This is a genomic window from Ramlibacter sp. (genome assembly GCF_013697775.1).
GTDB lineage: Bacteria > Pseudomonadota > Gammaproteobacteria > Burkholderiales > Burkholderiaceae_C > Ramlibacter.
This window is the reverse complement of sequence record NZ_JACCWG010000003.1, coordinates 1-21,143: the sequence shown is the minus strand read 5'-3', so window position 1 is coordinate 21,143 and position 21,143 is coordinate 1. Positions and strand designations below refer to the sequence as shown.

Below are 21,143 nucleotides of genomic sequence, written 5' to 3'. Positions count from 1 at the left end.
CGCACTGGCGCGTTCAGTGGCGCAGGTGGCGCAGGTATTCCTGGAAGCCGGGGCCGACTTCCGGGTGCTTCAGCGCGAACTCCACCGTCGCCTGCAGGAAGCCCTCCTTGCTGCCGCAGTCGTAGCGCTTGCCTTCGTAGAGGTAGGCATGCACGCCTTCGATGCCGAGCAGGCCCGCGATGCCGTCGGTCAGCTGGATTTCGCCGCCCGCGCCGCGCGGCTGGTTGCGGATCTGCTCAAACACTCCGGGCGTGAGGATGTAGCGGCCGGCCACGCCCATGCGCGAAGGCGCTTCCTCGGCTGAGGGCTTTTCCACCATGCGCTCGACCTTGGTGAGGCGGTTGCCGGCGGGCTGGCCGGCCACGATGCCGTAGCGCTTCACGTGCTCCAGCGGGACTTCCTGCACGGCCAGCAGCGACGTCTGCACCTGCAGGAACACCTCCACCATCTGCTTGAGGACACCGTTGCCCTGCTCGGCGCCGCACATCAGGTCGTCGGCCAGCAGCACGGCGAACGGATCGTCGCCGACCAGCGGCTGCGCGCACAGCACCGCATGGCCCAGTCCCAGCGACCGCGGCTGGCGTACGAAGGTGCAGGCCATGTCGGAAGGCTGGAGCGAACGCACCAGTTCCAGCAGCTCCATCTTGCCCGTGGCCTCCAGCTCGCTCTCGAGTTCGTAGGCGGTGTCGAAGTGGTCTTCGATGGCACGTTTGTTGCGTCCCGTCACAAAAATCATGTGGCGGACACCGGCCTCATAAGCTTCTTCGACTGCGTATTGGATCAGCGGTTTGTCGACAACGGGCAACATTTCCTTGGGTTGCGCCTTGGTGGCGGGCAGGAAACGGGTACCCAAACCTGCAACTGGAAAGACTGCCTTGTGAATTTTTGTGACTTTTTCCATCGACGCCGCAACCCTTTTTCATTAAAGTCCGGGCAGTTTCAAACAACCCAGACCCGCAATGTCATCAATTTTGCGGGGACGCGATGTCGGACAAGGACGCAAGCAGGGTGGACATCTTACTTCTCGAACGTCTGGTACCCGAAGCCCTTGCCTGGCTCGAGTCGCGGCATTCGGTGGAGTGCCGCCCTGAACTCGCCACCGACCCCATTGCGCTGCGCCGAGCCGTCTACAACGCCCAGGCCGTGGTGCTGCCGCGCAAGGTGGTGGTCACGCAGGAGTTCCTCGATTTCGCCCCGCTGCTGAAAGCCGTCGCGCGGCTGCACGTAAGCACCGACAACACCGACCTGGAAGCCTGCCGCGACCGCAAGGTCCGCGTGATCCAGGCCACCACGGCCAACGTGCGCTCCAACGCCGAATACCTGCTGGCCGCCCTGCTGATGCTGTTTCGCCGAGGCATGAGCGCTTCCCTGAACGGCGACCGCCATGCGGACATCCGCATCGGTCGCGAGCTCAATGGCAGCGTGGTAGGCATCTTCGGGCTAGGCCCCACCGCCCACACGCTGGCCGTGATGCTGCATGCGCTGGGTGCCAAGCTGATCGGCTACGACCCGGCGGTGCATTACACGGCCCCGCTGTGGAGCCGCCTGCGCATCCAACCGGTCAGCCTGCCCGAGCTGATGGCGCAGTCGGATGCGGTGTCGGTGCAGATGATGTATGCGTCGCGCTACCGCGGCTTCGTCAACGACAAGGTGCTGGCGTACTGCAAGCCGGCGCAGGTGTGGGTGGGCATCAGCCGCTCGCACGTGTTCGAGCCGGCCGCGCTGGCGCAGGCGCTGACGGACGGGCGCATTGCTGCCGCCATGCTCGACGGCGCCGAGGCCGGCTTCGCTTCGCGCGGCACGCCGCTGCACGAGCTGACCAACCTGCACCTCACGCCCCGGCTGGGCTCGCACACGCGCGAAGCGCGCCTGCGCGCGAGCTGGTACGTGGCCCACCGCATCCACGACACGCTAGCCAACCCGCGTGCCACGGGGTTCGACCAACTGGCCAGCGCACCGATGGAGTTCGACACGGTCGGCGCCAGCGTCGGTGTCTCCAACGGCGCCCAATTCATCATTCGATAGGCCCGGCGGCCCGCCTTCAACCGAGCCGTTGCAGCTGCCCGCGGATTTTCTCCAGCGCCGCACCGAACTCCGCCACGCGCTTGCGCTCCTGCTCGATCACGGCCGGCGGCGCCTTGCCGACGAAGGCTTGGTTCGACAGCTTGCCGTTGGCCTTGGCAATCTCCGTTTCCAGCCGCGTGGCTTCCTTGCCCAGGCGCGTCTTTTCGGCGGCGACGTCGATTTCCATGTACAGGCACAGGCGGATCGGGCCGGCCTCTGCCACCGGCGCGGCGCCGGTGGCAGAGGTGATCGCGCGGGACCACTCGGGTTCGTCCTCGAACACGCGCACTTCGCTGAGCTTGGCGAGCGCCTGCAGCACCGGGGCGGCTTCCTTCATGAAGGCCGTCTCCCCATGCACGTACAGCGGCAGGCGCGCGGCGGGTGAGACGTTCAGTTCGCCGCGCAGGCTGCGGCATTTTTCCACCAGCAGCTTGATGCGGGCCACATAGGCTTCGGCCTCCAGGCTCATGTTGGCCGGCTGCGATTCGGGATACGGCGCGACGCTGATGGAGTCGCCTGTCTTGCCGGCGACCGGCGCCACCTTCTGCCACAGCTCCTCGGTGATGAACGGAATCACCGGGTGCGCCAGGCGCAGGATGCCTTCCAGCACGCGGATCAGCGTGCGGCGCGTGCCGCGCTGCTGGGCGGCGTCACCTGTCTGGATCTGCACCTTGGCGATTTCCAGGTACCAGTCGCAGTACTCGTCCCAGACGAACTGGTAGATCGCGTTGGCGACGTTGTCCAGCCGGTACTCGGCAAAGCCCTTCGCCACGTCGGCTTCCACGCGCTGCAGCAGCGAGACGATCCAGCGGTCCGCCTGCGTCGGCGCCGCGCCCTGTTCGGCGAGGTCGTGGCCCTCGCAGTTCATCAGCACGAATTTCGTGGCGTTCCAGAGCTTGTTGCAGAAGTTGCGGTAGCCCTCGCAGCGCTTGGCGTCGAAGTTGATGTTGCGGCCCAGCGAGGCCAGCGAGGCGAAGGTGAAGCGCAGGGCATCGGCGCCGAACGCCGGAATGCCTTCCGGAAATTCCTTTTCGGTGTTCTTGCGCACCGCAGGCGCGGTCTCCGGCTTGCGCAGGCCGGTGGTGCGCTTGTCCAGCAGCGGCGCCAGCGCGATGCCGTCGATCAGGTCCACCGGGTCGAGCACGTTGCCTTCCGACTTGCTCATCTTTTTGCCCTGTGCGTCGCGCACCAGGCCGTGGATGTAGACGTGGCGGAACGGCACCTGGCCGGTGAAGTGGGTGGTCATCATGATCATCCGGGCGACCCAGAAGAAGATGATGTCGTAGCCCGTCACCAGCACGGAAGATGGCAGGTACAGCTCCAGGTCCTTGGTCTTCTCCGGCCAGCCGAGCGTGGAGAACGGCACCAGCGCGGAGGAGTACCAGGTGTCCAGCACGTCGGGGTCGCGCGTGAGCGTCTTGCCGGGCGCCTGGGCCTGCGCCGCGGCTTCGCTTTCGGCCACGTAGACCTTGCCGTCCTCGTCGTACCAGGCGGGGATCTGGTGGCCCCACCAGAGCTGGCGCGAGATGCACCAGTCCTGGATGTTGTTCATCCACTGGTTGTAGGTGTTGACCCAGTTCTCCGGATAAAAGCGGATCTCACCGGTCTGCACCGCGTCGATGGCCTTCTGCGCGATCGACTTGCCCACCGGGTCCTTGTCGCTGACTTTGCTCAGGGCCACGAACCACTGGTCGGTGAGCATGGGCTCGATCACCTGGCCCGTGCGCGCGCAGCGCGGCACCATGAGCTTGTGCTTCTTGGTGTCCTCCAGCAGGCCCTGCGCATCGAGGTCGGCCACCACCTGCTTGCGCGCGACGAAGCGGTCTAGCCCGCGGTATTTGGCCGGCGCGTTGTCGTTGAGCTTGGCGTCCAGCGTCAGCACGCCGATCATCGGCAGGCCGTGCCGCTGGCCCACGGCGTAGTCGTTGGCGTCGTGCGCGGGGGTGACCTTCACCACCCCGGTGCCGAAGGCGCGGTCGACGTAGGCGTCGGCGATCACCGGGATCTCGCGGTCGCCCAGCGGCAGCTTCACCAGCTTGCCGACCAGCTGCGTATAGCGCTCGTCCTCGGGGTGCACCATCAGCGCCACGTCGCCCAGCATGGTTTCGGGGCGCGTGGTAGCAACCGTCAGGTGGCCGCCGCCTTCCACCAGCGGATAGCGGATGTGCCAGAGGAAGCCGTCTTCCTCCTCGCTCTCCACTTCCAGGTCGCTCACCGCGGTCTTGAGCTCCGGGTCCCAGTTGACCAGGCGCTTGCCGCGGTAGATCAGGCCCTGCTCGTACAGCTGCACGAAGGTCTGCGTGACGATGGCCGAGAGGTTCTCGTCCATCGTGAAATACTCGTGCGACCAGTCCACGCTGTCGCCCATGCGGCGCATCTGCGTGGTGATGGTGTTGCCGGACTTGTGCTTCCAGTCCCACACCCTGCGCACGAACTCGGGGCGCCCCAGGTCGTGGCGGCTCAGGCCCTGCTCCTGCAGCTGGCGTTCCACCACGATCTGGGTGGCGATGCCCGCGTGGTCGGTGCCCGGCACCCACAGCGTGTTGAAGCCGCGCATCCGGTGGTAGCGCGCCAGGCTGTCCATGATGGTCTGGTTGAACGCGTGGCCCATGTGCAGCGTGCCGGTCACGTTGGGCGGCGGCAGCTGGATGGCGAAGGAGGGCTGGCCGTCCTGCGGCGCGCCGGTGCCGCGCCAGCCGGCATGGGCATAGCCGCGCTGCTCCCAGGCGGCTCCCCATTTCGCCTCGATCGCCTCGGGCTCGAAGGATTTGGACAGGCTGTTCAGGCCGGGTTGCTGGGGTGCGTCGCTCATGGTTTGCAGCTGAAATGCAAGACGGCACCCGTGGGTGCCGTCGAGGGGGAAATCGAGGGAAGAGGGCCGGTCGGGAAGCAGCCGATTCTACCGGCTGCCTCAGGCCGGCAGGTTGCGCGCGGCCTCTACGCAGTCGCGCAGCACGCGCGCATCGCCCACCTGGTTGGCCAGCAGCAGAACCAGGCGGGCGTTCAGCAGGGCCGACTGGTCGGCGTCCAGGCCCCGGTGCGCGTCCAGCAGCTGCTCGTAGAAGGCGTCGCCGTCCTCGAAGTTGTTGGATGTGTTCATGCTCATGCGGCTTCCTCCTGCAGCAGTGCGGCGCCCAGCGCGCGGCCGATGGCATGCACCAGCGCCGCGTCCACGCGCGCGCCGGTGGCCGCCACGTAGGCGTCGGGGCGCACCAGTGCCCAGGCGCCGCCGTCCAGGTGGCAGGCGCCTTCGAGGTGCCCGCGCGCATCGCGCACGTGCTCGGTGGCGCCGGCCCGTTCGCCCGGGCGCAGCACCTGCACGCAGCGCACCGGCGCGGTCTCGCCCAGGGCGCGCAGGCGCCGCAGGTCCGCGGGCGCGGCCTCGCCGAACAGCAGCACCAGCAGGTCGCCGCCGGCCCAGAGCAGCAGGTCGGTGACGCCGCCGGTGGAGCCGTCGGCCCACTGGAATTCCACGTTCTGCACCGACAGGCCGCCGGTGGCGCTCTCGCACACCGGCGAGCGGGTGTACGGATTGGCCACCGCCATGCGGCCCGTGTTGACCAGGCCGCGGGCGAATTCGTGCTGGCGCGCCAAGCTCAGCGCCGCGGTGCGCAGCAGCTGCTCGGCCGGCGTGGCGGGCCGCAGGAAGCGCGCGGTGCGGTTGGTCACCATCACGTTCTGCTGGGCCGCCTCGTGGCGCTCGTCGTGGTAGCTGTCCAGCAGCGCCTCGGGCGCGCGGCCCTGCAGCGCGGCGGCCAGCTTCCAGGCCAGGTTGTCGGCGTCGGCGATGCCGGTGTTGCCGCCGCGCGCGCCGAACGGGCTGACGATCTTGGCGGCGTCGCCCATGAAGAACACGCGGCCATGGCGCATGCGGTCGATGCATTCGCTGCGGTAGGCATAGGGCCCGACCCAGACGATCTCGACCTCGACGTCGTCGCCGAACTGGCGCGCCAGGCGCTCGCGCACCACGTCCTCGCGGCTCACGTAGGCCGGGTCGGCGTCGGGGGCCATCTGGTAGTCGATGCGCCAGACGTCGTCGGCCATCAGGTGCTGCCAGACCGCGCGGTTCTCGTTGAACGGCGCCTCCACCCAGGTGTGGCGCTCCACCGGCGGATGCTTGGTGAAGCGCACGTCGGCGATGCACCAGCGGTCGTCGCCGCGCTTGGAGGTCAGCGTCGCGCCGGCCCATTCGCGGAACGGGCTGTGCGAGCCGGTGGCGTCGATCACGTGCGCGCAGCGCAGCTGGTAGTCGCCGGCGGGCGTCTTCACGTCCAACATGGCACCGCTATCGTCCTGATGGAAGCCGGTGACGCGGCTGCACCAGCGCAGGTCCACGTGGCCGAGTTCGCCGATGCGGTCGACCAGGAAGGCCTCGATATAGAACTGCTGGATGTTGATGAAGGGCGGCTGGGCCGACAGGTTGTAGCCGCTTTGCGCGCGCAGGTCGAAGGAATAGACCTCGTCGTCGCCGGCGAAGGTGCGGCCCACGCTCCACTGCGTGCCCTTGGCGGCGATTTTTTCGTAGATGCCCAGCCGCTGGAAAATTTCCAGCGACTTCTGCGTGTAGCAGATGCCGCGCGACGACGCGCCTTTCACGCCGACCGTGTTGTCCTCGTCCAGCAGCACGGCGGGCACGCCGTAGGCGGCCAGCGCGCAGGCCAGGGTGAGCCCGGAGATGCCGCCGCCGACGATCACCACCGGCGCATGGCCCGGGTGGCCGCTGCCCAGCTCGGGCGGTGCGCGGAACGGGTACTCCGGCAGCGTGTAGCCGCCGCCCTGGGCGAACTCGTAGCCGTTGGTGAAGGCGGTGCCGCCGTAACGCTCCGTCATGGGCGCTGTCCTTTCGGTTGCCGTCACTTGGCCGCGAACTCGGGCCGGTCGTTGCGCTGCGGCTTGAGCGCCTCGCTCGCCTTGCCGGCGGCGCGCTCGCGGCGCCACTGCTCCTTGCGCGCCGTCCATTCGTTCAGCCGCGCATGCGCCGTCTTGCTCTCCTGCAGCATCTGGAACTCGTCGGCCAGCTGCGCGGTGAGCTCCAGCCGCACGCCGTTGGGGTCGAAGAAATAGATGCTGTGGAAGATGTGGTGGTCGGTCACGCCGAGCACCTCGACGCCGTTGGCCTCCAGGCGGGCCTTCATGTCCTGCAGCGCCTGGATGGAGTCCACACGGAACGAGATGTGGTTGACCCACTTGGGCGTGTTGGGCGAAGGCTCGCTGGCCTGGTCGTCTCCCAGGTCGAAGAAGGCGATGAAGGAGCCGTCCTGCAGCCGGAAGAAGAAGTGCGTGTAGGGGCAGTATTCGCCGGTGCTGGGCACCACGTCGCTCTGGATGATGTGGTAGAGCGGCAGGCCCAGGATGTCCTCGTAGAAATGGCGGGTCTCCTCCGCATCCTTGGCCCGGTAGGCGAAGTGGTGCAGCTGGTGGATGGGCGGCGGGGCGGGCAGGGCGTTGCTTGCTTGTAGAACGGCGGCCATGGGCATCTCCTGATTTACCAATGCGTAATGCGTTTACTGTATCGTAATTCTGCTGCGCCACAAACAGCCCCGCAAACAGCGCCTAAAATGCGCGCTTCCGCTTGGCAATCAACTGGACCATGTTGATAGCCTATGACAATGGGGTGCATTGACTCGCGCTATTAGACGCGTGCCCGGCTCGCGGCTACGCTCGGCCAATCCGGGCGCCTCGCGCCCGTTCATCCACCCACAAGGAGAAACTCGATGGCTGCTCTCAAAGGCTCCAAGACCGAAGAAAACCTGAAGGCCGCTTTTGCCGGCGAATCCCAGGCCAACCGGCGCTACCTGTACTTCGCAAACAAGGCCGACGTGGAAGGCCAGAACGACGTGGCGGCGCTGTTCCGTTCCACCGCCGAAGGCGAAACCGGCCATGCCCACGGCCACCTGGAGTGGCTGGAGCAGTGCGGCGACCCGGCCACCGGCCTGCCGATCGGCCCGACCCGCGACAACCTGAAGGCCGCCGTGGCTGGCGAGACCCACGAGTACACCGACATGTACCCGGGCATGGCCAAGACGGCGCGCGAAGAAGGCCACGACGAGATCGCCGACTGGTTCGAGACGCTGGCCAAGGCCGAGCGCTCGCACGCCAACCGCTACCAGAAGGCCCTGAACGAGCTGACCGACTGAGCTCGCCGTTTTCTCCCTCTCCCTCCGGGCGAGGGTTGAGGTGAGGGCATCGCGTCCTCACCCCAGCCTTTTCTTCTTTCCGGAACAAACATACACATGGCCGCCCGCGAAGGCAGTCTGGAAGCGCCCACGCGCCATCCCATCGACTGGAAGAACCCCGAGTACTACGACGAAGCAGCGACCTTCAAGGAGCTGGAGCGCATCTTCGACATCTGCCACGGCTGCCGCCGCTGCGTGAGCCTGTGCGCGTCGTTCCCGACGCTGTTCGACCTGGTCGACGAGAGCAAGACCGGCGAGGTCGACGGCGTCGACAAGAAGGACTACTGGAAGATCGTCGACCAGTGCTACCTGTGCGACCTGTGCTACATGACCAAGTGCCCCTACGTTCCGCCGCACGAATGGAACCTGGACTTCCCGCACACCATGCTGCGCGCCAAGGCCATCAAGTTCAAGCAGGGCGGCGTGGACTTCGGCGCGAAGCTGCTGTCGTCCACCGACGTGCACGGGCAGTTCGCCGGCATCCCGATCGTGTCGCAGGCCGTCAACGCGGTGAACGGCACCAAGCCGATGCGTGCCGCGCTGGAGAAAACCCTGCACGTGGACCGCAACGCCTGGCTGCCGGCGCTGGCCACGCGGCGCTTCCGCGGTGCAGCGCCCGCCAGCACCGAGCACCCGGTGCGCGACGGCGAGCGCACGCCCGGCAAGGTCGCCATCTTCGCCACCTGCTACGTGAACTACAACGAGCCCGGCATCGGCCTGGACCTGCTGAAGGTGCTGGATCACAACGCCATTCCCTACGTGCTGGTCGGGAAGGAAAAGTGCTGCGGCATGCCCAAGCTGGAACTGGGCGACCTGGACTCCGTGGACGAGAGCAAGCGCGCCAACGTGCCGATGCTGGCGCGCTACGCGAAGGACGGCTACGCGATCCTGTCGCCGGTGCCCAGCTGCACGCTGATGTTCAAGCAGGAAATCCCGCTGATGTACCCCGGCGACGCCGAGGTGCAGGCGGTGAAGAAGGCGATGTGGGACCCGTTCGAGTACCTCACCTCGCGCCGGCGCGACGGGCTGCTGAAGACCGAATTTCCGCAGCCGCTGGGCAAGGTCAGCTACCACGTGCCCTGCCACTCGCGCGTGCAGAACATCGGCAGGAAGACCGAGGAGCTGCTGAAGATGATTCCCGGCACCACGGTGCACACCAACGAGCGCTGCTCCGGCCATGCCGGCACCTACGGCGTGAAGAAGGCCACGCACGAAACCGCCATGAAGATCGGCAAGCCGCTGGTCAAGAAGATGGCCGACCATCCCGCGGGCGGCCAGCCCGACTACATCAGCTCCGACTGCGCGCTGGCCGGCCACCACATCGCGCAGGGTTTCGAGCGCAACGCGCTGGGTGCGCCGCAACTGGAGCACCCGCTGACGCTGGTGCGCAAGGCCTATGGCATCGAATGACATGCAGCTGACCGGCAACATCACCGCCGACAACCTGATGACGCTGGAGGCGTACAGCAAGTGGCGCAAGGCGCACAAGGGCGACATCATCGCCCACCGCAAGCTGCGCAGCGTGCATCTGGGCGAGCACATCACGGTGCAGTTCGAAAGCGAGCTGACCATGCGCTACCAGATCCAGGAAATGCTGCGCGTGGAGAAGATCTTCGAGGAAGAGGGCATCCAGCAGGAGGTCGAGTCCTATGCGCCGCTGGTGCCGGACGGCAGCAACTGGAAGGCCACCATGCTGATCGAGTACCCGGACGGCAACGAGCGCAAGCGCGAGCTGGCCCGGCTGATCGGCGTGGAAGACCGCATGTTCGCCGAGGTGGAAGGCCTTGCGCGCGTGTACGCCATCGCCGACGAGGACCTGGACCGCGAGAACGACGAGAAGACCTCGGCGGTGCATTTCCTGCGCTTCGAGTTCACGCCGGCGATGTGCAGCGCCATGAAGGCCGGCGCCGCGGTGAAGCTGGGCTGCGACCACACCAACTACCCGGCGCATGTGACCATCGCGGCGGAGACGCTGGCGTCCCTCGCTGGTGATCTGAAGTAGTGCGCTGCCGCGTCAGTCTGGCGCGAACAGGTCGACGCGGTCGGTGATGACGGCGTCGGTGCCGAGCGCGAGCACCCGCTCGGCGGCCCATTCGTCGTTGATGGTGTAGCTCAGGCAGCGCAGGCCGGCGGCCTTGGCTTGCGCCACCGTGTCCGCGTTCCACAAGGCGTGGTTGAACACCACCGCCGCGCAGTCCAGCGCGCGCGCGCGGTCCAGCCAGTTGCGCGGCAGCGTGTCCAGCAGCAGCCCGCGGGGCAGCTCGGGCTGGACGGCGCGCGCGGCGGCCAATGCGTCTTCGCGGAACGAGGTGAGAAACGGCGGCACCGGCTGGCCGGCCCACAGGCGCGCGGCATGGCGGGCGACGGTTTCGCCGGTGACGGCGTCGGTGCCCGGCGTGGGCTTGATCTCGATATTGAGGAAGCAGGCGTTGGCGATGCAAAAGCGCGCCGTGTTCTCCAGCGTGGGCAGCGGCTCGCCGGCATGGGCGCGCGAATGCCAGCCGCCGGCGTCCAGCTGCGACAGCGCGCGCCAGTCGTGCTCGCCGCCGACACCGTGGCCGCTGGTCGTGCGTTCCAGCGTCGCGTCGTGCATCAGGAACACCACGCCGTCGGCCGACAGCTTGGCGTCGCACTCGAACATGCGGTAACCGTGCTGGGCGCCCAGCCGGAAGGCCGCCAGCGTGTTCTCGGGCGCGAGCCTGCCCGCGCCCCGGTGCGCCACCCAGCGCGGGTAGGGCCAGGGCTGGTTTGCCGCGGCGCTCATGCGGCGAGCCGCTGCCCCGTGCCGGCGTCGAAATAATGCAGCCGGCCTTCGCGCGGACGCACGTGGATCACCGCGTCCGGCGCCGGCGGCGTCTGGCCTTCCTCGGTGCGCACGATGAGCGGTTCGCCCGCGAGCTGGCCATAGACCAGGCGCTCGGCGCCCAGCAGTTCCACCGTGTCCACGCGCACTTCCCAGCCGTCGTTGCCGATGTCCAGGTGCTCGGGCCGGATGCCGGTGAGCGCGCCGGCACGGCCGCCGGGCGCGTTCTTCAGCAGGTTCATCGGCGGCGAGCCGATGAACGATGCGACGAAGGTGGTGGCCGGCGTGTGGTAAACCTCTTCGGGCGTGCCGAACTGCTCCATGCGCCCGGCGTTCATCACGATCATGCGCTGCGCCAGCGTCATCGCCTCGACCTGGTCGTGCGTGACGAACAGCGACGTGATGCCCAGCTCGCGGTGCAGCTTCTGGATCTCGATGCGGGTCTGCGCGCGCAGCTTGGCGTCCAGGTTGGACAGCGGCTCGTCGAACAGGAACACCTGCGGCTGGCGCACGATGGCGCGGCCCATGGCCACGCGCTGGCGCTGGCCGCCCGACAGCTGGCGCGGCTTGCGGTCCAGCAGCTGGCCCAGCTCCAGGATGGCCGCCGCCTTGTCCACGCGCGTCTTGATCTCGGCCACGGGCATCTTCTTGATCTTCAGCCCGTACGCCATGTTGTCGTACACGCTCATGTGCGGGTACAGCGCGTAGTTCTGGAACACCATCGCGATGTCGCGCTTGGCCGGCTCGACCTCGTTGACGACGCGTCCGCCAATGGCGATCTCGCCGCCGGAGATCTCCTCGAGCCCGGCGACCATCCGCAGCAGCGTCGACTTGCCGCAGCCCGACGGACCGACGATGACGATGAACTCTCGGTCCGCGATGTCCGCGCTCACGCCGTGGATGACCTGCAGCGCGTTCTTGTCGTTTCCGTAGCGCTTGACGACGTTCCTGAGGGAGATTGCAGCCATATCTAGTCAGTTGGTGACAGAGCAAAAAATGCTGCGCAATTTCTTGGTCTGTCACGCAAGTCCTTTACTTTTCGGTATCGACGAGGCCCTTGACGAACCATTTCTGCATGAGCGTGACCACCAGCGCCGGCGGCAGCATCGCCAGGATGGCGGTCGCCATCACGACGTTCCATTCCACCTGCGCATCCCCGCCGGTGGGCATCATCTGCTTGATGCCCAGCACGACCGGGTACATGAATTCGTTGGTGGTGATCAGCAGCGGCCACAAGTACTGGTTCCAGCCGTAGATGAACTGGATGACGAACAGGGCCGCCGTGCTGGTGGCCGACAGCGGCAGCAGCACGTCCTTGAAGAAGCGCAGGGGCCCGGCGCCGTCCATCCGCGCCGCTTCCGCGAGTTCGTCGGGCACGGTCAGGAAGAACTGCCGGTACAGGAACGTGGCCGTCGCCGACGCGATGAGCGGAACGGTAAGGCCTGCATAGGAGTTGAGCAGCCCCAGGTCGGAGACGACCTTGTAGGTGGGCAGGATGCGCACCTCCACGGGCAGCATCAGCGTGACGAAGATCGCCCAGAAGAACGCCATCCGCATCGGGAAGCGAAAGTACACGATGGCGAATGCCGAGAGCAGGGAGATGGCGATCTTGCCGATGGCGATGGCCAGCGCCATCACCAAACTCACCGTCATCATGCGGGCGACGGGTGCGTGCGAGCCGGCCCCGGCGCGCTCGCCGGACAGGGCCGCCCTGTAGTTGTCCACGAGGTGCGGGCCGGGCGTGAGCGGCATCGGCACCTGCAGCACCTCCTGGGTGGTGTGGGTGGACGCGACGAAGGTCAGGTACACGGGGAAGGCGACCACCAGCACGCCGAGGATCAGGATCACGTGCGTGAGGACGCCGAGGAGGCGGTTGCGTTCGACCATCAGTAATTCACCTTCTTCTCGACGAACCGGAACTGCACGACGGTGAGTGCGACCACGATCACCATCAGCACCGCCGATTGCGCGGCCGAGCCGCCCAGGTCCAGGGCCTTGAAGCCATCGAAGTACACCTTGTAGACGAGGATCGCGGTGTCCTTGCCCGGGCCGCCGTGCGTGGCCGCGTCGATGATGCCGAAGGTGTCGAAGAACGCGTAGACGATGTTGATCACCAGCAAGAAGAACGTGGTGGGCGACAGCAGCGGGAACTGGATGCTCCAGAAGCGCCGCCAGGCGCCGGCGCCATCGATGGCGGCCGCCTCGACCAGCGACTTGGGCACGCTTTGCAGGCCGGCCACGAAGAACAGGAAGTTGTAGGAGAGCTGCTTCCAGACAGCTGCCGTGACGACCAGTGCCATGGCGTGGTTGCCGTTGAGCAATGGGTCCCATGGCAGGCCCCAGCTGTGGATCCAGTAGGCAAGGACGCCGATGCTGCCCGAGAAGAGGAACAGCCACACCACGCCGGCCACGGCGGGCGCCACGGCGTAGGGCCAGATCAGGAGCGTGCGGTAGACGAGCGCCGTGCGCACCGCGCGGTCGGCGAAGTACGCGAGCACGAGCGACAGCACGATGCCCAGCGACGCCACCAGCAACGAGAAATACGCCGTCGTCTTGAACGACTCGAGGTAGCTGCCGTCGCTGAACAGGTTGCGGAAGTTCTCCAGCCCCACCCACTGCACCGACAGGCCGAACGGATCCTGCTGCTGGAAAGACTGCACCAGCGCCTGGGCCGCGGGCCAGAAGAAGAACACGGCAATGATGGCGACCTGCGGCGCCAGCAGCACCCACGGCAGCCATGCCGACTTGAATGTGACCCGTTTTTCCATGGGAGCTTTTATCGCCAGCTGCAAGATACCCTCCCCTCTCGCGGCGGGGGAGGGCCGGGGCGGGATGCCGTCAGGACTTGTTGGCTTTCTCGAAGCGCTCAAGCAACTCGTTGCCGCGCTTGACGATCGAGTCCAGCGCTTCCTTGGCCGTCTTCTTGCCGGCCCACACCTGTTCGAGTTCCTCGTCCTCGATCGTGCGGATCTGCACGTAGTTGCCCAGCCGGATGCCGCGCGACTTGTCGGTGGTCTTGCGGATCATCTGGTTGACCGCCGTGTCGGTGCCCGGGTTCTGCTGGTAGAAGCCCGACTGCTCGGTGAGCTTGTACGCCGCCATGGTGATCGGCAGGTAGCCGGTGCGCTTGTGGCTGGCCGACTGCACTTCGGGGTTGGACAGGTACTCGAAGAACGCGGCCGTGCCCTTGTACTCCTCCGGCTTCTTGCCCGACATCACCCACAGGCTGGCGCCGCCGATCACGGTGTTCTGCGGCGCGCCGGGCACGTCCGGGTAATAGGGCAGGGGAGCAACGAGGTACTTGAACTTCGCGTTCTTGGCCACGTTGCCGTAGAACCCCGACGACGTGGTCACCATGGCGCACTCGCCGGAAATGAACGAGCCTTCGGCGGTGTTGTTGCGGCCCTTGTAGACGAACAGGCTCTGCTTGGCCATGTTGCCCAGGTTCTCGATGTGGCGAACGTGCAGGGGCGAGTTGGCGACCAGCCGGGCGTCCATGCCCTTCAGGCCGTTGTCCTTGGTGGCGAGCAGCGTGTTGTGCCACGTGGAGAAGCTCTCCAGCTGGGTCCAGCCCTGCCAGGCGAGGGTGATGGGGCACTTGTGGCCGCTGGCCTTCAGCTTGGCGGCGGCCAGCGCCACTTCCGGCCAGGTCGCGGGAGGTTTGTTGGTGTCGAGCCCCGCCTTCTCGAAGGCATCCTTGTTGATGTAGAACACCGTCGTCGAGCTGTTGAACGGGAAGCTCATCATCTGGCCGTTGGGCGCCGTGTAGTAACCGGCCACGGCGGGGATGTAGGCGGACGCGTCGAACTTCTTGCCGGCATCGTTCATGACCTTGGTCACCGGCACCACTGCGCCCTTGCTGGCCATCATGGTGGCGGTGCCGACCTCGAACACCTGCAGGATGTGCGGGGCGTTACCCGCGCGGAAGGCAGCGATGGCGGCCGTCATGGACTCGTCGTAGCTGCCCTTGTAGACGGGCACGATCTTGTAGTCCTTCTGGCGCGAGTTGAAATCCTTGGCCAGGTCGTTGACCCACTCGTTGTTCACGGCGGTCATCGAATGCCACCACTGGATCTCGGTCTGGGCCTGGACCGAGCATGCCGCGGCGGCGGCCAGCGCGAAGGCGCAAAGTTTCTGTTTCATGAGGACTCCTGGGTCATGCTGCGCTTGGAAAGAGGCGCGACTCTACGGTTCATTTGTGACAGCGGATGGTAAACGGGACCGTACCACCCGCCGCAATCGGGTTTCCCATGAGCGCCCATGCGTTTGCTGCGGTGCGGTAACATCCTTCTTCAGCCGAGCAGCCCCTCTCGTCTGGCTCAACCACCGCCTGATGAACGCTCCTACGACACTGCAAGAAATCGCGGCCGCGGTCGACGACCACGCGCCCCGGCTGCGCGAAATTCCGTACAACTACACCTCGTTCTCCGACCGCGAGATCGTGATCCGGCTGCTGGGCGCCAAGGCCTGGAGCGTGCTGGACCGCCTGCGCGACGAACGCAGCACCGGCCGCTCCGCGCGCATGCTGTACGAGGTGCTGGGCGACATCTGGGTGGTCCAGCGCAATCCCTACCTGCAGGACGACCTGTTGGACAACCCCAAGCGCCGCCGCCTGCTGGTGGAGGCGCTGCAGCACCGGCTGAACGAGGTCGGCAAACGCCGCACGCCCGACTCCGACGCGCAGCGCGACGCGCTGGTCGGCGAGCTGCTGGTGGCGGCCCAGGCCGCCGTGCGCGCCTTCGATGCCTCGTTCACCAACATGGCCGCATTGCGCAGCCGCACCACCCGCACGCTGCGCCGGTGCACGGCCAAGGACAACATCAAGTTCGACGGCCTGTCGCGTGTCTCGCACGTGACCGACGCGACCGACTGGCGGGTTGAATACCCGTTCGTGGTGCTGACGCCCGACACCGAGGCCGAGATGGCCGGGCTGGTCAAGGGTTGCATCGAGCTGGGCCTGACCATCATTCCGCGCGGCGGCGGCACCGGCTACACCGGCGGCGCCGTGCCGCTCACCTGGAAGAGCGCGGTCATCAACACCGAGAAGCTCGAATCGATGACGGAGGTGGAGCACGTCTCCATTCCCGGCCGTGCCGAGCCGGTGCCCACCGTGTGGACCGAGGCCGGCGTGGTCACGCAGCGCGTGTCCGACGCCGCCGAGCGCGCCGGCTTCGTGTTCGCGGTGGACCCGACCTCGGCCGAGGCCTCGTGCATCGGCGGCAACGTGGCCATGAACGCGGGCGGCAAGAAGGCCGTGCTGTGGGGCACGGCGCTGGACAACCTGGTGTCCTGGCGCATGGTCACGCCCGACGCGCAGTGGCTGGAAGTCACGCGCCTGGACCACAACCTGGGCAAGATCCACGACGCCCCGGTGGCGACCTTCGAGCTGAAGTATTTCGAGGCCGACGGCAAGACGCCGGTGCGCACCGAGCAGCTGGAAGTCCCCGGCGCCAGCTTCCGCAAGGTGGGCCTGGGCAAGGACGTGACGGACAAGTTCCTGTCCGGCCTGCCCGGCGTGCAGAAGGAGGGCTGCGACGGCCTGATCACCAGCGCACGCTGGGTGGTGCACCGCATGCCGGCGCACACCCGCACCGTTTGCCTCGAATTCTTCGGCAACGCGCGCGACGCGGTGCCCAGCATCGTCGAGATCAAGGACTTCATGTTTGCCGAGCAGGGCCGCACCGGCACCGTGCTGGCCGGCCTGGAGCACCTGGACGACCGCTACCTGCGGGCGGTGGGCTACGCCACCAAGTCCAAGCGCGCCGGGCTGCCCAAGATGGTGCTGGTGGGCGACATCGCCGGCGACGACGCCGACGCGGTGGCGCGTGCCACCTCCGAGGTGGTGCGGCTGGCCAATTCGCGCAGCGGCGAGGGCTTCGTTGCCGTCAGCCCCGAGGCGCGCAAGAAATTCTGGCTGGACCGCAAGCGCACGGCCGCCATCAGCAAGCACACCAACGCCTTCAAGATCAACGAGGACGTGGTGATCCCGCTGCCGCGCATGGCGGAGTACACCGACGGCATCGAGCGCATCAACATCGAGCTGAGCCTGCGCAACAAGATCAGCCTGGCCGACGAGCTGGAAGCCTTCTTCCTGCGCGGCAACCTGCCGCTGGGCAAGCAGGACGACGCCGGCGAGATCCCGTCGGCCGAGCTGCTGGAAGACCGGGTGGGGCAGGCCGTGGACCTGGTGTGCAGCGTGCGCGCCGAGTGGCAGGACTGGCTCACCCATGCCGACGAGCTGTTCGACAAGCTGCAGGACCACACCTTGCGCGCCAGCTGGAAGACGCAGATCCGCGCGCCGCTGCACGGCGTGTTCGCCGGCAACGCCTTCCTGCCGATCCTGGCGGAGGTGGAGGCGATCCACAAGCGCGTGCTCAAGGGCCGCGTGTGGGTGGCGCTGCACATGCACGCCGGCGACGGCAACGTGCACACCAACATCCCCGTCAACAGCGACGACTACGCCATGCTGCAGGCCGCGCACGGGGCCGTGAAGCGCATCATGGCGCTGGCGCGCTCGCTGGACGGCGTGATCTCCGGCGAACACGGCATCGGCATCACCAAGCTGGAATTCCTCACCGACGAGGAGCTGCAGCCGTTCTCCGACTACAAGCAGCGCGTCGACCCCGAAGGGCGCTTCAACAAGGGCAAGCTGCTGCGGCCGAGCGCCGTTCGCCCTGAGCTTGTCGAAGGGCTTGCCGGGGCTTCGACAGGCTCAGCCCGAACGGATGGAACGGAGAGCGTCTACGCCGACCTGACCAACGCCTACACGCCCAGCTTCGGGCTGATGGGTCACGAGTCGCTGATCATGCAGCAGTCCGACATCGGCGCCATCGCCGACAGCATCAAGGACTGCCTGCGCTGCGGCAAGTGCAAGCCGGTGTGCGCCACCCACGTGCCGCGCGCCAACCTGCTGTACAGCCCGCGCAACAAGATCCTGGCGACCTCGCTGCTGGTCGAGGCCTTTCTGTACGAGGAGCAGACGCGCCGCGGCGTGTCGATCAAGCACTGGGAGGAATTCGAGGACGTGGCCGACCACTGCACGGTGTGCCACAAGTGCGAGAGCCCGTGCCCGGTGAAGATCGACTTCGGCGACGTGTCGATGAACATGCGCAACCTGCTGCGCAAGATGGGCAAGAAGAGCTTCCGCCCGGGCAACGCCGCGGCCATGCTGATGCTCAACGCCACCAACCCGCAGACCATCAAGCTGGTGCGCACCGCGATGGTGGGCGTAGGCTTCAAGGCGCAGCGCCTGGCCAACGACCTGCTGCGCGGGCTGGCCCGCAGGCAGGTGACGCAGCCGCCGTCCACGCACGGCACGGCGCCGGTGAAGGAGCAGGTGGTGCACTTCATCAACAAGAAGCTGCCCGGCGGCCTGCCGAAGAAGACGGCGCGCGCGCTGCTGGACATCGAGGACAAGGACTACGTGCCGATCATCCGCGACCCGCGGGCGACCACGCCGGAGTCGGAAGCGGTGTTCTATTTCCCCGGTTGCGGCTCCGAGCGCCTGTTCTCGCAGGTCGGCCTGGCCACGCAGGCCATGCTGTGGCATGCCGGCGTGCAGACGGTGCTGCCGCCCGGGTACCTGTGCTGCGGCTATCCTCAACGCGGCTCGGGCCAGTTCGACAAGGCCGAGAAGATCATCACAGACAACCGGGTGCTGTTCCACCGCGTGGCCAACACGCTGAACTACCTGGACATCAAAACCGTGGTGGTGAGCTGCGGCACCTGCTATGACCAGCTGCAGGGCTATGAATTCGACAAGATCTTCCCCGGCTGCCGCATCGTGGACATCCACGAGTTCCTGCTGGAAAAGGGCGTGAAGCTCGAAGGCGCCGGCGCCTACCTTTACCACGACCCCTGCCACAGCCCGATGAAGCTGCAGGACCCGATGAAGACGGTGAAGGCGCTGGTGGGCGACCAGGTGCGCAAGTCCGAGCGCTGCTGCGGCGAGTCGGGCACGCTGGGCGTCACGCGGCCGGACATCTCCACGCAAATCCGCTTTCGCAAGGAAGAAGAGCTGCGCAAGGACGAGGCGGCGCTGCGCGCCGCCGGCACCGTGGGCCCGCAGGACAACGTGAAGATCCTCACCAGCTGCCCCAGCTGCCTGCAGGGCCTGACGCGCTACGGCCACGACCTGCAGAACGGCTTGCTGGAAGCCGACTACATCGTGGTCGAGATGGCCAACAAGATCCTGGGCCCGGACTGGATGCCCGAGTACGTGCGTGTGGCCAACAACGGCGGCATCGAGCGCGTGCTGGTCTGAGCGCATGGCCGCCGCCGCTCCTGTGGCCGTTGCCGGCTGTCCCCTGTGCGATGCCGACGGCGGAACGCTGGTCGTGCGCACGCCGCGCTGGCGGCTGATCCGCGCCGACGAGGAGGGCTTCCCCGCCTTCTACCGCGTCGTCTGGAACGCGCACGTAGCCGAGTTCTCGCAGCTGGGTGCGGCCGAACGCGCCGAATGCATGGAAGCGGTGGCCGAGGTCGAGGGCGCGCTTCTTCGCCAGCTGCAACCCGCCAAGGTCAACCTGGCCGCGCTCGGCAACATGGTGCCGCACCTGCACTGGCACGTGATCGCCCGCTTCGGTTGGGACAGCCGCTACCCGTCGCCGGTGTGGGCGCCGCAGGCGCGGCCGGTCGATGCCGCGCGCGTTGCCGAGATCGCGGCGCTGCTGCCGGCGCTGGAAGCCGGACTGGCAGCAAGGTTTCGGCACACAGCCTGAGCGGCCAAGCCGGTACAGTCGGGGGATGGCAGGTCTTCGTTCCGACACCCCCACATGCGAATCGCTCACCTTGCACGGCCAGTCGCGCGTGCTGGAAGTGGGCTTCGCCGGCGGCGCGCGCTTTCGTCTTCCGTTCGAGCTGATGCGCATCTATTCGCCCTCGGCCGAAGTGCAGGGCCATGGCCCCGGCCAGGAAGTGCTGCAGACCGGCAAGCGCGAGGTCGGCATCGTGGAGATGGAGCCGGTCGGAAACTATGGCGTCAAGCCGGTGTTCTCCGACGGGCATGACAGCGGCATCTTCTCCTGGGACTACCTGTACTTCCTGGGGTCGCAGCAGGAGCAGCTGTGGGCCGATTACGACAAGCGTCTGGCCGAGGCGGGCGTCGGGCGCGACGCGCCGATGGCGGGCAAAGGCGGCCACGCCTGCGGGCACTGACGAAGACACCATGAGCAAGACCCATTTCGGTTTCCAGCAGGTCGACGAAGGCGAGAAGGCCCAGCGCGTGCGCGGCGTGTTCGACTCGGTCGCGCCGCGCTACGACGTCATGAACGACCTGATGTCCATGGGCCTGCACCGCGGCTGGAAGGCCTACACGGTGCTGGTGGCCGACGCCAGGCCCGGCCAGCAGGTGCTGGACATCGCGGGCGGCACCGGCGACCTGGCGATGGCCTTCGCCCGCAAGGTGGGCCCGGGCGGGCTGGTGGTGCACACCGACATCAACGAAGCCATGCTGCGCACCGGCCGCGACCGGCTGATCGATGGCGGTGTCGTGGTGCCCAGCCTGGTGTGCGACGCCGAGAAGCTGCCGTTCGCCACGGACCGCTTCGACCTCGTCACCGTGGCGTTCGGCCTGCGCAACATGACGCACAAGGAGCAGGCGCTGGCGGAGATGCGTCGGGTGCTCAAGCCGGGCGGCAAGCTGCTGGTGCTGGAGTTTTCCCGCGTGGCGCCGCCGCTGGAAAAAGCGTATGAATGGTATTCGTTCCAGGTGCTGCCGCGGTTGGGGCGCTGGGTGGCGCGCGACGAAGCCAGTTACCGCTACCTGGCCGAGTCGATCCGCATGCATCCCGGCCAGGAAGAGCTCAAGGCGATGATGGTTAAAAATGGCTTCGGCCACGTGGACTATCACAACCTCACGGGCGGTGTGGCGGCCCTGCATGTTGGAATCAAATGCTGAATCCCCATCTGGGTGTTTTGGGAAGGCTGAAGTCATGAAATTCTGGTCCTTGTGCCTCGTGCTCCTGCTGGCCTTCGGCAGCATGGATGCGGATGCCGCCCGCCGCATGGGTGGGGGCGGCTCGGTCGGCCGGCAGTCGTCCAACGTGACGCAGCGCGAAGCGGGCCGCGGGCCCGCCGCGGCGCCGCAGGCGGCGCCCAAC

General features: G+C 67.0%; 18 protein-coding genes and 1 pseudogene. 9 read left to right on the top strand and 10 right to left on the bottom strand.

Annotated elements, in window-relative coordinates; all coding sequences use genetic code 11:
• Positions 1–13 precede the first annotated feature (13 nt).
• The gene (gene galU, locus H0U68_RS00170) at positions 14–901 is read right to left on the bottom strand and encodes a UTP--glucose-1-phosphate uridylyltransferase GalU (RefSeq protein WP_296351934.1); all 888 of its coding nucleotides are present in this window, start codon (positions 899–901) and stop codon (positions 14–16) included.
• A gap of 107 nt (positions 902–1,008) precedes the next feature.
• Here galU and H0U68_RS00165 point away from each other — a divergent pair, with 107 nt between their 5' ends.
• Positions 1,009–2,025: an NAD(P)-dependent oxidoreductase gene (locus H0U68_RS00165; RefSeq protein WP_296351932.1), complete on the top strand. Its 1,017-nt coding sequence runs from the start codon at positions 1,009–1,011 to the stop codon at positions 2,023–2,025.
• 16 nt (positions 2,026–2,041) lie between these two features.
• On the opposite strand, the gene H0U68_RS00160 is transcribed toward H0U68_RS00165, so the two are convergent.
• The 4 genes from H0U68_RS00160 to H0U68_RS00145 all read right to left on the bottom strand — a co-directional run bounded on the left by H0U68_RS00160 (position 2,042) and on the right by H0U68_RS00145 (position 7,535).
• Positions 2,042–4,876 carry a valine--tRNA ligase gene (locus tag H0U68_RS00160; protein ID WP_296351930.1) on the bottom strand — a complete coding sequence of 945 codons (2,835 nt, stop codon included), beginning with the start codon at positions 4,874–4,876 and terminating at the stop codon, positions 2,042–2,044.
• A gap of 99 nt (positions 4,877–4,975) precedes the next feature.
• The gene (locus tag H0U68_RS00155) at positions 4,976–5,170 is read right to left on the bottom strand and encodes a DUF2783 domain-containing protein (protein WP_296351928.1); all 195 of its coding nucleotides are present in this window, start codon (positions 5,168–5,170) and stop codon (positions 4,976–4,978) included.
• The gene (locus H0U68_RS00150; RefSeq protein ID WP_296351926.1) at positions 5,167–6,894 is read right to left on the bottom strand and encodes an FAD-dependent monooxygenase; all 1,728 of its coding nucleotides are present in this window, start codon (positions 6,892–6,894) and stop codon (positions 5,167–5,169) included. The genes H0U68_RS00155 and H0U68_RS00150 overlap by 4 nt, the downstream gene beginning before the upstream one ends.
• Positions 6,895–6,917: 23 nt before the next feature.
• Positions 6,918–7,535, bottom strand: coding sequence for a VOC family protein (locus H0U68_RS00145; RefSeq protein ID WP_296351924.1), 618 nt, complete (start codon positions 7,533–7,535; stop codon positions 6,918–6,920).
• Between the two features lie 243 nt (positions 7,536–7,778).
• Between H0U68_RS00145 and H0U68_RS00140 the strand changes: the two genes are divergently transcribed.
• From H0U68_RS00140 to H0U68_RS00130, 3 genes are all read left to right on the top strand, one after another.
• Positions 7,779–8,201, top strand: a complete 423-nt coding sequence (locus tag H0U68_RS00140; protein ID WP_296351922.1) for a rubrerythrin family protein — start codon at positions 7,779–7,781, stop codon at positions 8,199–8,201.
• 96 nt (positions 8,202–8,297) lie between these two features.
• Entirely contained in the window at positions 8,298–9,650 is a 1,353-nt protein-coding gene (locus H0U68_RS00135) for a heterodisulfide reductase-related iron-sulfur binding cluster (protein WP_296351920.1), read from the top strand.
• Position 9,651: 1 nt separating this feature from the next.
• Entirely contained in the window at positions 9,652–10,242 is a 591-nt protein-coding gene (locus H0U68_RS00130; protein WP_296351918.1) for a DUF3501 family protein, read from the top strand.
• A gap of 12 nt (positions 10,243–10,254) precedes the next feature.
• Here H0U68_RS00130 and ugpQ read toward each other — a convergent pair whose 3' ends face one another.
• From ugpQ to ugpB, 5 genes are all read right to left on the bottom strand, one after another.
• On the bottom strand, positions 10,255–11,004 hold the full coding sequence (gene ugpQ, locus H0U68_RS00125) for a glycerophosphodiester phosphodiesterase (protein ID WP_296351916.1): 750 nt from the start codon (positions 11,002–11,004) through the stop codon (positions 10,255–10,257).
• Positions 11,001–12,011, bottom strand: a complete 1,011-nt coding sequence (locus H0U68_RS00120; RefSeq protein WP_296351914.1) for a sn-glycerol-3-phosphate import ATP-binding protein UgpC — start codon at positions 12,009–12,011, stop codon at positions 11,001–11,003. Before H0U68_RS00120 ends, ugpQ begins: the two co-directional genes overlap by 4 nt.
• Positions 12,012–12,075: 64 nt before the next feature.
• Complete coding sequence (gene ugpE, locus H0U68_RS00115; protein WP_296351913.1) at positions 12,076–12,930, bottom strand: sn-glycerol-3-phosphate ABC transporter permease UgpE; 855 nt, start codon at positions 12,928–12,930, stop codon at positions 12,076–12,078.
• The gene (gene ugpA / locus H0U68_RS00110; RefSeq protein ID WP_296351911.1) at positions 12,930–13,811 is read right to left on the bottom strand and encodes a sn-glycerol-3-phosphate ABC transporter permease UgpA; all 882 of its coding nucleotides are present in this window, start codon (positions 13,809–13,811) and stop codon (positions 12,930–12,932) included. Before ugpA ends, ugpE begins: the two co-directional genes overlap by 1 nt.
• Positions 13,812–13,881: 70 nt before the next feature.
• A complete protein-coding gene (gene ugpB / locus H0U68_RS00105; protein ID WP_296351909.1) occupies positions 13,882–15,186 on the bottom strand; it encodes a sn-glycerol-3-phosphate ABC transporter substrate-binding protein UgpB in 1,305 nt (434 codons plus the stop codon).
• Between the two features lie 190 nt (positions 15,187–15,376).
• On the opposite strand from ugpB, the gene H0U68_RS00100 reads away from it, so the two are divergent.
• The 5 genes and pseudogenes from H0U68_RS00100 to H0U68_RS00080 form a co-directional block, all read left to right on the top strand.
• Complete coding sequence (locus tag H0U68_RS00100; RefSeq protein WP_296351907.1) at positions 15,377–19,306, top strand: FAD/FMN-binding oxidoreductase; 3,930 nt, start codon at positions 15,377–15,379, stop codon at positions 19,304–19,306.
• Between the two features lie 4 nt (positions 19,307–19,310).
• A complete protein-coding gene (locus tag H0U68_RS00095) occupies positions 19,311–19,763 on the top strand; it encodes an HIT family protein (protein WP_296351905.1) in 453 nt (150 codons plus the stop codon).
• Between the two features lie 25 nt (positions 19,764–19,788).
• Positions 19,789–20,199 carry a DUF971 domain-containing protein gene (locus tag H0U68_RS00090; protein ID WP_296351903.1) on the top strand — a complete coding sequence of 137 codons (411 nt, stop codon included), beginning with the start codon at positions 19,789–19,791 and terminating at the stop codon, positions 20,197–20,199.
• Positions 20,200–20,209: 10 nt separating this feature from the next.
• Positions 20,210–20,941 carry a bifunctional demethylmenaquinone methyltransferase/2-methoxy-6-polyprenyl-1,4-benzoquinol methylase UbiE gene (ubiE, locus tag H0U68_RS00085; RefSeq protein ID WP_296351901.1) on the top strand — a complete coding sequence of 244 codons (732 nt, stop codon included), beginning with the start codon at positions 20,210–20,212 and terminating at the stop codon, positions 20,939–20,941.
• Between the two features lie 34 nt (positions 20,942–20,975).
• Positions 20,976–21,143 (top strand): annotated as a pseudogene (locus tag H0U68_RS00080) (Tim44 domain-containing protein); the annotation flags it as partial.